This window comes from Nesterenkonia sp. LB17 (genome assembly GCF_022565915.1).
Classification (GTDB): domain Bacteria; phylum Actinomycetota; class Actinomycetes; order Actinomycetales; family Micrococcaceae; genus Nesterenkonia.
On sequence record NZ_JAJOYX010000002.1, the window covers coordinates 453,949 to 466,344 of the forward strand.

Annotated in this window: 10 protein-coding genes and 2 pseudogenes; 7 read left to right on the forward strand and 5 right to left on the reverse strand. The window is 60.8% G+C overall.

From position 1 onward, the window contains the following. Nucleotides 1–51 precede the first annotated feature (51 nt). The 7 genes and pseudogenes from alaS (at nucleotide 52) to LTH96_RS05890 (ending at nucleotide 6,673) form a co-directional block, all read left to right on the forward strand. A complete protein-coding gene (alaS, locus tag LTH96_RS05860) occupies nucleotides 52–2,751 on the forward strand; it encodes an alanine--tRNA ligase (RefSeq protein ID WP_241464805.1) in 2,700 nt (899 codons plus the stop codon). After that, nucleotides 2,744–3,271, forward strand: coding sequence for a Holliday junction resolvase RuvX (ruvX, locus tag LTH96_RS05865; protein ID WP_241464806.1), 528 nt, complete (start codon nucleotides 2,744–2,746; stop codon nucleotides 3,269–3,271). The genes alaS and ruvX overlap by 8 nt, the downstream gene beginning before the upstream one ends. 122 nt (nucleotides 3,272–3,393) lie before the next feature. Beyond that, the gene (locus LTH96_RS05870) at nucleotides 3,394–4,116 is read left to right on the forward strand and encodes a hypothetical protein (protein WP_241464807.1); all 723 of its coding nucleotides are present in this window, start codon (nucleotides 3,394–3,396) and stop codon (nucleotides 4,114–4,116) included. 59 nt (nucleotides 4,117–4,175) lie between these two features. Next, nucleotides 4,176–4,658: a recombinase family protein gene (locus LTH96_RS05875; RefSeq protein ID WP_241464808.1), complete on the forward strand. Its 483-nt coding sequence runs from the start codon at nucleotides 4,176–4,178 to the stop codon at nucleotides 4,656–4,658. Between the two features lie 219 nt (nucleotides 4,659–4,877). After that, nucleotides 4,878–4,991, forward strand: a complete 114-nt coding sequence (locus LTH96_RS05880; protein ID WP_370644414.1) for a leucine zipper domain-containing protein — start codon at nucleotides 4,878–4,880, stop codon at nucleotides 4,989–4,991. Nucleotides 4,992–5,209: 218 nt separating this feature from the next. Further along, nucleotides 5,210–5,416: pseudogene (locus LTH96_RS05885) on the forward strand (leucine zipper domain-containing protein); the annotation flags it as partial. Between the two features lie 97 nt (nucleotides 5,417–5,513). Next, nucleotides 5,514–6,673, forward strand: a pseudogene (locus LTH96_RS05890) (IS3 family transposase). A 139-nt stretch (nucleotides 6,674–6,812) separates the two neighbouring features. Here the strand turns inward: LTH96_RS05890 and LTH96_RS05895 are convergent. The 5 genes from LTH96_RS05895 to LTH96_RS05915 all read right to left on the reverse strand — a co-directional run bounded on the left by LTH96_RS05895 (nucleotide 6,813) and on the right by LTH96_RS05915 (nucleotide 12,387). Next, a complete protein-coding gene (locus LTH96_RS05895) occupies nucleotides 6,813–7,013 on the reverse strand; it encodes a hypothetical protein (protein WP_241464809.1) in 201 nt (66 codons plus the stop codon). Between the two features lie 342 nt (nucleotides 7,014–7,355). Beyond that, on the reverse strand, nucleotides 7,356–8,609 hold the full coding sequence (locus LTH96_RS05900) for a M20 family metallo-hydrolase (RefSeq protein WP_241464810.1): 1,254 nt from the start codon (nucleotides 8,607–8,609) through the stop codon (nucleotides 7,356–7,358). Between the two features lie 413 nt (nucleotides 8,610–9,022). Then, complete coding sequence (locus LTH96_RS05905; RefSeq protein ID WP_241464811.1) at nucleotides 9,023–10,276, reverse strand: C4-dicarboxylate ABC transporter substrate-binding protein; 1,254 nt, start codon at nucleotides 10,274–10,276, stop codon at nucleotides 9,023–9,025. A 46-nt stretch (nucleotides 10,277–10,322) separates the two neighbouring features. Then, a complete protein-coding gene (locus LTH96_RS05910; RefSeq protein ID WP_241464812.1) occupies nucleotides 10,323–11,636 on the reverse strand; it encodes a TRAP transporter large permease in 1,314 nt (437 codons plus the stop codon). A 241-nt stretch (nucleotides 11,637–11,877) separates the two neighbouring features. Beyond that, nucleotides 11,878–12,387, reverse strand: coding sequence for a TRAP transporter small permease (locus tag LTH96_RS05915; protein WP_241464813.1), 510 nt, complete (start codon nucleotides 12,385–12,387; stop codon nucleotides 11,878–11,880). Nucleotides 12,388–12,396: the final 9 nt, after the last annotated feature.

The following is a 12,396-nucleotide window of genomic DNA, read 5'->3' on the forward strand; positions in this document are numbered from 1 at the left end:
ACTTCGACGGCCGACTCGCAGCGACCATCAGCAGGAGGACCCGAGAAACTCATGAAGACCGAGGACATCGCCCGGACGTGGTACGACTACTTCGCCGCCAAGGGGCATGAGCGCGTCCCCTCAGCATCACTGATCTCCCCGGATCCCTCGGTGCTGTTCACCATCGCCGGGATGGTGCCTTTCATCCCGTACTTCATGGGCACCGAGAAGCCCCCTTACGCACGTGCCGTCTCCGTGCAGAAGTGCATCCGCACCGCCGACATCGAAGAGGTCGGCAAGACCGCCCGCCATGGCACCTTCTTCCAGATGTGCGGCAACTTCTCCTTCGGCGACTACTTCAAAGAGACCGCCATCCCGATGGCCTGGGAGCTGCTGACCCACCCCCGGGAGGCCGACCCGGTGACGGGCGTGCGCGGCTACGGGCTCGATCCCGAGCGGCTCTGGGTCACCGTCTACCAGGACGACGACGAGGCCTACGCCATCTGGCGCGACCAGGTCGGAGTCCCCGAGGCCCGGATCCAGCGCTTCGGCCCCGAGGACAACTACTGGAACACCGGCCAGCCCGGCCCCGGCGGCCCCTGTTCTGAGATCTACTACGACCGCGGCCCCGCCTACGGCGTCGAGGGCGGCCCAGCGGCCGATGAGACCCGTTACGTGGAGATCTGGAACCTGGTCTTCATGCAGTACCGGCTCTCCGCCGTGCACTCGAAGACCGAGTTCGAGGTGGCCGGCCCGCTGCAGAACAAGAGCATCGATACCGGCCTGGGCCTCGAGCGCCTCGCGATGGTGCTCCAGGGCGTGGAGAACATGTACGAGACCGACCAGGTCCGCCCGGTGCTCGACCGCGCCGCGGAGCTCGCCGACATCGAGTACACCTCCACCGAGGATCCCGCCGACCCGCACCACGCCAACGATGTGCGGCTGCGAATGATCGCCGACCATGTGCGCAGCTCGCTGATGCTCATCTCCGACGGGGTCCGCCCCTCCAATGAAGGCGGCGGCTTCGTGCTGCGCCGCCTGATCCGCCGGGTGATCCTCGCGATGCGGCTCATGGGAGTGGAGCAGCCGGTCTTCGGTGAACTGGTCGGCGTCTCCAAGGACGCGATGAAGGGCGTCTACCCCGAGGTCGAGACCGGCTTCGAGAAGATCCACCAGACCGCGGTCAAGGAGGAGCAGGCCTTCCTGCGCACCATCTCCGCCGGCACCGCCAAGCTGCACTCCGCCGTGAGCACCGCGCAGACCGCCGGCGCAGCCGTCACCGGCGCCGACGCCTTCGCGCTGCACGACACCTACGGCTTCCCCCTCGACCTGACCCTGGAGATGGCCGCCGAGGCCGGGGTCGGGGTCGACGAGACCCGCTTCCGCGAACTCATGACCGAGCAGCGCGAGCGCGCCCGGGCCGACGCCAAGGGCAAGAAGTCCGGGCACGCCGACACCCAGGTCTACCAGGAGCTGCGCGCCGACTCCCCCACCCACTTCACCGGATACACAGAACACACCACGGAGTCCCGGATCCGCGGACTGCTGGTGGGCGGTGAGGCGCGGAAGAGCGCCTCCGCGGGAGAGGACATCGAGCTGGTCCTCGACGCCACCCCCTTCTACGCCGAGGCCGGCGGTCAGGCCCCCGACACGGGGCGGATCACCGGTGACGGCTTCGAGCTCGAGGTCATCGACGTGCAGTCCCCGATCAGAGGCCTCTCGGTGCACCGCGCCAGGGTCCTCTCCGGGGAGGTGCCCGCCGGCGCCGAGGCGCTGGGCGCCATCGATGTGCGCCGCCGGCTGGACGCGGAGAAGGCACACACCGGCACCCACCTGATCCACGCCGCGCTGCACGACGTGCTGGGGCCCGAGGCAGTGCAGGCCGGCTCCTTCAACAAGGAAGGCTACCTGCGCTTCGACTTCACCTCCGAGGCCGCGATGAGCGGCGCCGCCCGACAGGAGCTCGAGGCCGCCGCCAACCTCGCCATCCGCGACAACTACGAGGTCCTGACCCGCGTGACCTCGCTGGAGGAGGCGCAGGCCCTGGGCGCGATGATGCTCTTCGGCGAGAAGTACGGCAATGAGGTCCGCATGGTCGAGATCAATGGGGCGTGGTCCCGTGAGCTCTGCGGCGGCACCCACGTCGACGCCACCGCCGAGATCGGCACCCTCGCATTGATGTCCGAGGCCTCCGTGGGCGCGGGCAACCGACGCGTCGAGGCGCTGGTCGGGCTCGACGCGTTCCACCACTTCGCCGCCGAGCGGACCCTGGTCAACCAGCTCACCGAGATGCTCAAGGTCCCGGCGGACCAGGTTCCCGACCGCATCGCCGCGACCCTGGCCAAGCTCAAGGACGTGGAGCGCGAGCTGGAGAAGCTGCGCAGCGCGCAGCTGCGGGCCAAGGCTGGCGAGCTGCTGTCCCAGGCCGTGGACGCCGGTGGTGTCGATGTGCTCGCGCACAACGCCGGCGCCGTGGCCGGCGCCGATGATCTGCGTGCCCTCGCGCTGGACCTGCGCGGACGCTTCGGCTCCCGCGCGGCCGCCGTTGCGGTGGCCGGTGAGGCCAAGGGCCGACCGGTGATCGTGGTGGCGACCACCGAGGCCGCCCGCGAACAGGGAGTCTCTGCCGGTGACCTGGTCAAGCGCGCCTGCGCGGTGCTCGGCGGCGGAGGCGGCGGCAAGGCCGACCTCGCCCAGGGCGGCGGCCAGGATGCCTCCAAGATCCCCACAGCCCTGCAGGAAGTCACCTCGGCGGTGGGCCAGCGTGACTGAGCAGCCCGAACGAGATTCTTCGGCCAGCGCCCCCCGCCCGACAGCAAGGGCCGGGGTGCGGCTGGGCATCGACGTCGGCGACGCCCGCGTCGGGCTGGCCTCCTCAGATCCCGACGCGCTGATCGCCACCCCGGTGATGACGCTGCGCCGTGACCCCAACCGGGCCTCGGATCTGACCATGCTGATCACCATCATCAAGGACCGACAGGCCCGTGCCGTCTACGTCGGGCTGCCGCTCTCGCTCTCCGGCGGCGAGACCCTCTCCACGCAGAAGGCCCGCGACTACGCCGGTCAGCTCGCTGGGATGATCCAGGCCGCCGAGCTGCCGACCGAGGTCTATCTCATCGATGAGCGGCTCTCCACGGTCTCCGCCGCGACCAAGATGCGCGCCTCCGGTGTGGCCTCGAAGGATCAGCGGACTCGTATCGACCAGGCCGCGGCCGTGGAGATCCTCACCCACGCCCTGGACCTGCGTCAGTCCTGGGGACGGGAACCCGGAACACCGGTCTCCGCACCCTGACAGCGCCCTGCCAGCCGGCGGCGCTCTCCACAGCCTGTGCCACCCCGGACCGAATCGCGGGGCTCCTCCACAACTGGGTATAGACCGGTGCGCCCGGCCGTGCCTTCGGGGAGGCTGTGAGCATGCGCACCGACACAGTCCAGAGTCTTCCCCAGGGCCTCTACCGCCCCGGATCAGGGTTCTCCGCCGCCGAACTCCACGCCATGGTCCTTGAAGGCGCCGTGCGTCCGCTGCTGGGCGACCTCTACGCCTGCACCGCACTGCCGGACGCTCCGAGGCTGAGAGCCCTGGCCTGCCGGGCGCTGCTCAGCGGTTCACTGCGCGCCCACGCGGTGCTCTGCGGGGAATCCGCCGCATGGGTGCATTTGGGCGCCGGGACGGCACCCTCACGGATCACCGTGATCACCGCCGGGGTGTATCGGCGCCGCACGGCTGGTCCGATCCCCTGGCAGGTCCACCAGGTGCCGCTCTCGCCCGATGAGCAGCTCGAGCTGCAGGGGGTGCCGGTCACCACGCCGCTGCGCACCGCGGCCGACATCTTTCTGGGCATCGGCACCGTGCAGAGCCGCCGAGCCCTGGATGCGCCGCGCGCAGCGTCCAGACCTGCCGCGGCTTCCAACCCAGGCCCAGCTCCCACCACCGGCGCAGGCAGCAATGACGGGTGCGCGCAGCGGTGGGCGGCGATCCGGCGGCTCTGCGTCGCGAACCCGAAGCAGATTCAACCGGCCGCTCTTCTCCAGCAGATCCAGGCTCAGCTCGGTGGGAGGGACGCCGGCACCGACGCCGCACAGAGACGTCGGGACCGAATCGAGGCGCTGCTCGCCGCCCTGGTCTTCAGCGGATGAGCGCCTCTGGACGCAATGTCCGAACCCCACGGTTAGGATAACTAGGGCATCCTGTGGCAATGCCCACAGATCACGCCGTCGCCGCCGCAATCTACGTCCGAATCTCCAAGGACTCCGAGAAGCTCGGACTCGGCACTGCCCGACAGCGCAAGGATTGCGAAGAACTGGCCCGGGAAAAGGGATGGACTGTCGTAGAGGTCTTCAAGGACGACGACACCTCTGCAAGCAACGGCAAGGCCCGTCCGGCTTATCAGCGCATGGCCCGCGGGATCGAAGCAGGTCAAATCCAGGACATCATCGTGTGGGACGTGGATCGGCTCACCAGAACGCCGCGTGAGCTCGAGGACTTCATCGACTGGGCCGACCAACATAAACTTCAGTTCGCCAAAACGGGTGGAGTCGTCGACCTCGCTACACCCCATGGCCGAATGAACGCGCGCGTCAAGGGGGCCGTAGCTAGGGACGAAGCTGATCAGCAGCCACGTCGGCAAAAGCGCAAGTTGCTGAGGTTGGCAGAGGAAGATAAATATGTCGGGCCTTGACCATTCGGTTGGTTCGGACGACGAACCCTGACGGCACCAAGGGCAAGCAGCTCGTCCTCAATACCACCGAGGCTCAGATCGTGCGTGACGGCGCGGCGCGCGTCCTGTCGGCAAAATCCATACACTCCCTCACGCGAGATCTGAATGAACGAAAAGGCTCCGCTCGTCCAACGCGTCACCATTGGCCAACCGGCAGCCCGCGTCACCTAAGAACTCGGGATCTCGCGCACCGCGGCCTATCGATGGCTGCGCCGCTATCGTGAAGAAGGCCCTGCCGGGCTCATCGATCGGTCCTCCCGACCACGCAACAGCCCACCGCCACCGCGCCAGTGAAGATCCTGCGAGTGCTCCACGCCCCCCAGCGCGACCGTGAAGGACCCTCAGACCTCTCGGTGCGCACTGGAGTTCCGGCGCGCACGATCTTGCGGATCATCGCCCGAGCCGGGTGGCCTAGGTGTACTCAGCCAGGACCTTGTTGACACGTGAGAAGAGGACGGAGACCTCTTAGGTTGGTGGTTACCACACGCAGCCAACTGATCTAAGAGGTCTCCATGTCCCACCGTACCGCCCGGATTCCCACCCTGAACCACAACTGCCGGCTGACCCCACATGGCCGACTTCTGCTGGTCCAACGCGTCACCAACGGCCAACCAGCAGCCCACGTCGCCAAAGAACTCGGCATCTCGCGCACCGCGGCCTACCGGTGGCTGCGCCGCTATCGTGAAGAAGGCCCCGCCGGGCTCATCGATCGGTCCTCCGGGTCTGCTGACGGTTTAGTTGACCTCGTGACGTGACCTACAGTTTGGTTGCCACCATCCCTCGCTAGCCGATGGCCTTCCTGGAAGGCTGATCACCATGCCACGCCCCTATCCTCCAGAGTTCAGGGCCCGCGCCATCTCACTCGTGCGCGAGGGCCGACCGGTCAAACAGACCGCAGCCGATCTCGGCATCCACGAGGTCACACTCCACTCCTGGCTGCGCCAGGACGACATCGATCACGGTCTCCGACCGGGTCACACGACCCAGGAATCGGCGCAGCTGCGCGCCGCCCGCGCCAGGGTTCGTCAGCTCGAGCAAGAGATCTCGATCCTCCGACGGGCATCCACCTGGCTCGATGAGGAGCCCCTCGACCCAAAAGAGCGCACCCGGTGATCGACCGTCTTGTCGACGCCGGGGAGCCAGTGAACACCTGCTGTCGCCTGCTCGGGGTTTCCCGTCAGGGGTATTACCGCTACAGGCGGCGCCCCACCAGCGCCACGGAACTGCGCCGACGCTGGCTCACCGGCCTCATCGGCGAGGTCCACATTGCGTCTCGTGGCACCTATGGGTACCGACGGATCCATGCCGAGCTCACGCTCGGGATGGGGATTACGTGCTCGAGTCGGCTCGTCTGGATGCTGATGAGCCGGGCAGGACTGGGTGGTCTACCAGGACCTACGCGGGTCAAGCGCCTCAAGGGCGTGGCCACAGCCGATGATCTGGTCAACCGTAAGTTCCATCGCCTCGGGCTCAACGAACTCTGGGTCACGGACATTACCGAACATCCCACCAGGGAAGGCAAGATTTACTGCGCGGCGGTTCTGGACGCGTGCAGCCGCAAGATCATTGGTTGGGCGATTGATTCCAAGCAGGACTCAAATCTGGTCGTCAACGCTCTGGATATGGCGATCCGCGCGCGAACCCCCAGCCCTGGTGGGATCGTTCATGCGGATCATGGAGTCCAGTTCACCTCGTGGGTGTTCACTCAGAAGATCCGCTCGGCAGGGCTTCTGCCCTCGTTCGGGACCGTGGGTGACGGGTTGGATAATGCGATGATGGAGTCCTTCTGGTCCTCGATGCAGATCGAGTTGCTCAATCGCAAGAAGTGGCGGACCAGGGTCGAGTTGGCGAACGCGATATTCGAGTACATCGAGGTGTTCTACAACCGTCGACGCCGCCACTCCGGCATTGCTTACGCGACGCCTCATGACTATGACCTCGCTCACACGATTCAACCGCTCACCGCCGGAAGCTAGCCAGACCGAGTGGAAACCAAACTGTAGGTCACGTCAAGGTCAACTAAACCGTCAGCAGACCCCAGCCCTCAGCGACCTGCTCCAGGTGGATGTGAAAAGGGTCGCCCGCATCCCGGCCGGGGGCGGCTGGCGCGGGCAATCAGGCCAGACCAGAGAACTCCAGAACACCGGGCGTCAGGAAGTGGACTTCGACTACATCCATCTGGCCGATAATGATCACTCTCGGCTCGCTTACACCCGAGGCGCTGCCCGATGAGACCGGACTGAGCTCAGCGGACTTCATGGCCCCAGGCGCGATGTTCATGAATGCCCGCGGCGCCCCGCTGAAACGCATGATCATCCATAGCGCACTGGCCCTACACACGGTCCCGAGCATTCCAGTCAGTGCCGGGCGGAAGCGGGGTGAAGCACCTGCGGACCAAACTTCGGCACCCATGAGAGAGCGGGAAAGCAGAGAGCTTCAACCGGACCCTGCAGGAAGGATGGATCAATCGGCGCCGCGACACTTCTAAGCTCATCGGCCGGGTGAACACAACTCATACTGCCGGACGATAAGTCGCTCTGGAACCTAACGGGCGTAGTACCACAAGACCTGAACCGCGATTCGAAATGAACTCTTGGCTCAGTGACGCCCAAGCAGCACGTCTCTGCCACGTGTGCCGCCGCAATCAGGACCTCGCCTTCAAACTAGGGAACCTCCCAGGCGCAACAAAACACCCGCCAGGTGATCGACTCCCGCGATGAGGTCTTCATCCCTGGTGTACTCATTCACGTTGTGCGATATCCCATCCACACTAGGAACGAACAACATGACCGTAGGCACCTTATCCTTCATGTTTGTTGAGTCATGCCCCGCTATCGTCATGACTCGCTCCGACGTCAAACCAAGTTCGTTGGCCACCCCACGCGCTAGTTCAACACCATCCTCCGGATAGGGATTCTGTTCCCAGCTATGCTCTGCCACGGTCAGGATATCAACGCGATCTCGACGGCCCACCTCGTGGATCGCCTCGGTGAACTTCTTGTAAGCCGCGCTCAGCACATCACTGCTGGGTGATCGCAGATCGAAGAGCAACTGCACTTCGCTCGCCACCACCACCGGCGAATTTGGGTAAATGTTCATATACCCGCAAGCGGTGTGCAATAATCCAGGATCAAACTGATCCACAAGTTCCCGCGCCGCGACAACTAATCGCGCAGCGCCCAGCAACGCGTCGGATCGCTCCTCCATCAGCGTTGAACCGCTATGAGCTTGCTCACCCGTAATTCGCAACTCAAACTTGTGCGCACCCCACACGGCATCTACGAGACCGATAGTGATCCCGTCCTCCTCCATGCTGCGTCCCTGCTGCACATGAATCTCGGCGTAGGACGAGACGTCAACCCCGTCGAATATTCCGCGTTCCTGCAGAGAATCGAGAGCCTCATGAACGGAGACTCCCCGTGAGTCTGTCGTCGCTAGTGCCTCCTCAAGAGATAACTTCCCGGTAAATACGGAACTCCCCATCATCGAAGGCTTAAAACGAGACCCCTCCTCGTTAAACCAATTTACTACCGCCAGATTAAATGGCTTCAGAGACGGATCGTCGCGAAATTTTCTTGCCGCTCTAAAACAAGCATGAGCAGAGGCTAGGACGCCATACGCACCATCAAAACGGCCAGCAGTCGGTTGCGAGTCTAGATGGGAGCCAGTGAGCACGAAAGGCTGTCCAGGAGCCATTTCGAGCAAACCGAACTGGTTGCCGATCGCATCCCTTTCGACCCGGAAGCCGTGTGACTCCAGCAAAGTCGCAAACCACTTCCTTTGATTGCCGTCCGCCACAGACGCAGCCTGACGCTCAACACCTCCAGTACCTTCCACAGCCCCAAAACTCGACAGCTCCATCCAGTCTTGGAGGAATTTCGCGTCCAAACTTGCATTAATTGAGTCGGTCATAACTAACCTTCCTAAAGTCGCTGGGGTCGGCCTACGTACTGTGACCACACGTTGCCCGCTTGCAACAATTGACCAGTTCGAATTCATAGGACGAAGTGAGGGAAAACACAACCTTCAACGTCGCCAAATAAGCGACCTACATCAAAGGCTTTCTCGGCGGTTGGAGGACAAACAGGGGCAGACCATTCGTCAGAACAATCAACCCCATTGGACACGACAGTGGGTGATAGGCACACAGTCTCCTCGGACACACGTACCTATCACCCACCGCACGGTGCTAGCTTCTCCTCCAGCGATGGCCACCGATCACTAGCAACGGCAACAATCGCATTTTCATACTGGTAATCGCAATCGGATGGATCAAAAATAATCAGGAAAAGAAGCAAAACCCTGCATCATAACAAGACCCCATATTACTCAGGACGCTGGCCAGTCAAGGACTCATCTCCAGTCAATTCCTCAAACCAAGGCTCAAGATCTACATCTTCCTCATACCAATCGGCAAGGTCCGCGATGTCCCCCCCATTCTCGTAACCGAGTTCCGTCGCCCTGGCATCCCATTTCTCCTCGAACTGGGCAATGTCCTCACGAATGGACTCGGGCAAATCCCCATCCTCGATGTGGCCCTCAATGAGATCATCGGTCACGCTACCTATAGCATCCTCCGTGTCATCTGAAAGAGGCTCGATGGAGCCACCGGCATCGAGCGCGCGTTCAAAGGACTGCGCCCAACCGTCAATACCGCCCTTAGTCCAAGGCGCAATCGACTCGTTCAAACCATCATAGAGAATCTGCTGGTATGGAAGTGGCAGATCGTTAAAGGCAGGACCGGCGAACATCACTGCCGGTGAACGGTGAATGAAATGCTCTTCAGCGTAGCCGACCTCGGTGGCGACATCTGCATAGCCAAACTCGACAGAATCAGCGGCTTGAGTGAAAATGCAAGACACGGTGCCACGTTGCAACGCTTCATACGTTTCTGTGATGTCCATGGACACTCCCGTTCCGCCGAGCTCAGAAACAATGGTTGACTGAGCAACGGATGGGATGCGGACCTGCTGTCCGCTGAATTCATCAAGCTCCCTGACGGGTTGATTGCACATGTTCACATAACCGTTGTTCATGATATGCACTAGTGGCACCAGGTCCTGACTCGCGAACTCCTCATTAATGGCCTGGTCCGAGACCGCAAGCTCCCTGCCGACGGCCTGAGCAACAAGCTCTCCCTTGAATGGGTCCGTCGGGATCAATGCTGACGCTGTTGCATATGCGTTCATCACCGGAAACTCTTCTGGGTAGTAAATTGGGTTCGTGTAGCCGATGTCTATCCGACCGTCGACGACCGCCTGACGAACCTCGTCAAATCCCGCTGCCCCCATACCCCAAATGATCTCGACTTCGATTTGGCCATTGGACCGCTCTTCAACTAGATCTTGAAAGAGGATGGCCTGGCCACCCATCAGGCCCTGCTCGGAACCGGGAAGTGTCTGGAAGGTGATGTTGACGGGATCCAGATCCCCAATAGCATCGTCAACGGAGGATTGCTCGGCGTCATACTCAAACCCAGCAGTGTCATCCGAATCCCCGGCCATACCACCACCGCAGGCACTAAGCCCTAGGAGGGACGAAAGTGCAACCAGACTTAACGTTTTAGCGCGTACAGACATAATCTAAACCTGCTTTCTATTCATCAAGGGACAAGTTGGACTTCTTTTACCCGACGAGAGCCGGTAGCCATTCAACTAGTTCGGGTACAAAAATTAGAAAAACGATGAATGCAACCGCCACCGGAAGGAACCACGCCAGGGAGGTAAAAATATCACCTAATGTGATGTTGTGGCCGAGGTTCACTTCGGGATCTTTAGCTATCCCGTGAATTATGAATGACAGGATACCAACCGGCGGTGTGACCATAGCAAGCTCACCCAGTAGAACCATAAAAATGCCAAACCAGATCAGACTTATATCCATTTGAGTCAGTATGGGAACGAGAATAGGAACTGTCAGCACCATCATGGATAGGGTATCAAAAAACATTCCCATTAGCAGGTACATCACCATCAGGGCGAGAAGAAACGTGATTGGGTTGAGATCAAACCCTACAATCCAGCTTGTAACTAATCGAGATAGACCTGTGATAGAGAGCAGCCTGGTGAGCAGTTCTGCACCTATGATGATGAAGAATATCGCAGCACTGGCAGAAACTGTTTTCAGAGCTGCCCGTCCGACTCGCTGAATCGCCCCGCTCTGGATGTTGGTGACAACAGCAACGACGAGTGCCATGAGCGCCGCTGCCGCACCTGCCTCTGTTGGTGTAAATGCACCAGAGAACAATCCCCCAAACAGAACGAGCATTACGGCGGGAAAACCCCAGATTGGTAGAAGCGAGCTAAATCTGTCGCCCCATGAGTATTCAGAAGTGAACTTTTTGTCACCAGCAGATTTCCCAACCAAAGCGGGCTTAAAGAACCCGATTGACAGTATTAGGGCTCCAAACGCAACAGCGATGAGCACCCCTGGAATCACACCGGCCACAAGCTGCTGTCCCACGGGAACGGTTGCTATGCCAGCATAAACTACTAGGAGGATTGAAGGTGGAATAACGGAACCGGGTATGCCCGCTACGATCACTGTACCGACTGCCATTTTCTTGTTGAAACCCGCTCGCAGCAGCTCCGGTATAGCAGCACGAGCGAGCGCGTATGTCATGCCTATGGTTGATCCAGATACGGACGCGAGCCCCGCACCTGCCGCAGTGGTGCCGACTCCTGCGCCTCCTGGAAGCCAACCAAACCACCGCTCCGTCGCGCGGTAAATCTTTGTGGTCAGGCCTGACTCGACCATTAGCATTCCCATGAAGATAAACGCAGGGATCACGCTGTACGTCCAGCTAGCAACCGTGTTGAACGGAGCGCTCGAGAGCACAGAGACGGCGGACGCCGTACCACTTACGACATATATGCCTAGAACACTGGGTACGGAGATAGCAATCGCGACTGGAACGGCCAAGAAGATCAGCACGAGCATCAGGGCAATGCTCCAGATGCCGGCTACTGCGGGAGAACCCGAGGTAAGCAGACCAGCGATACAAACGGCCAAGATGCCAAACCCTAGGATTAAGCCTTTAGCGGTCGGCTTTCCTAGTCTTGAATTTCTAATAAGCATAGAAGGCTGGGGTGCAAGATGATGCTGCGACTCTATGCCAGCATCCTGGTTGTGGGTTTTCACACTTACAACTCCGGTTTTTGAAGAGGGCTTTATTGCGCAGCTATGATGGGCTAGTAATCAGCTGAGGCTCTAGTTCTTTTCTTACTACGATTAAATATAGAGTATATGCATATAGGCCACTCATGAGAGCAAATACAAGAGGAACTACGTAATACACCGGCCAGATAGTGATTGTCGTGATTCCTGCAGTCGCGCCGACCTGCATTCTGTGCAAGGCTTCAAAGAATCCGAAGTAGGCGAAGAGTGCGCACAGTGCCATTCCCACCAAACAAGCGAATCCTCTAAAGACAAGGGCATTGGCTTTTTTCATTCGATCTACAACCAGCGTGGCGGTTATATGTTCCCTTTGCAAAAGGGCTGCGGGTAGACCCAGGAGGGCGACGAGTGGCACGTATAGAAACTCGATGAGCTCGTTGGTCGCTGGAAGCGGTGCGCCAAGTAGAAATCTAGATAAGGCGTGCGTCGTGACGTGCAGCATCATGCAGACAATAACCGCTGCAGTCATCACAGTTAGCACTCGGTCCAAGTGCGATAGTTTGCTACGCTTCATGATATCAGA

Excerpts from the sequence above, each read along its gene's own strand:
- alaS (WP_241464805.1), top strand. The coding sequence starts at position 52 with ATGAAGACCGAGGACATCGCCCGGACGTGGTACGACTACTTCGCCGCC.
- LTH96_RS05870 (WP_241464807.1), top strand. The coding sequence starts at position 3,394 with ATGCGCACCGACACAGTCCAGAGTCTTCCCCAGGGCCTCTACCGCCCC.
- LTH96_RS05875 (WP_241464808.1), top strand. The coding sequence starts at position 4,176 with ATGCCCACAGATCACGCCGTCGCCGCCGCAATCTACGTCCGAATCTCC.
- LTH96_RS05895 (WP_241464809.1), bottom strand. The coding sequence starts at position 7,013 with ATGATCATGCGTTTCAGCGGGGCGCCGCGGGCATTCATGAACATCGCG.
- LTH96_RS05900 (WP_241464810.1), bottom strand. The coding sequence starts at position 8,609 with ATGACCGACTCAATTAATGCAAGTTTGGACGCGAAATTCCTCCAAGAC.
- LTH96_RS05905 (WP_241464811.1), bottom strand. The coding sequence starts at position 10,276 with ATGTCTGTACGCGCTAAAACGTTAAGTCTGGTTGCACTTTCGTCCCTC.
- LTH96_RS05910 (WP_241464812.1), bottom strand. The coding sequence starts at position 11,636 with ATGCTCGTGCTGATCTTCTTGGCCGTTCCAGTCGCGATTGCTATCTCC.
- LTH96_RS05915 (WP_241464813.1), bottom strand. The coding sequence starts at position 12,387 with ATGAAGCGTAGCAAACTATCGCACTTGGACCGAGTGCTAACTGTGATG.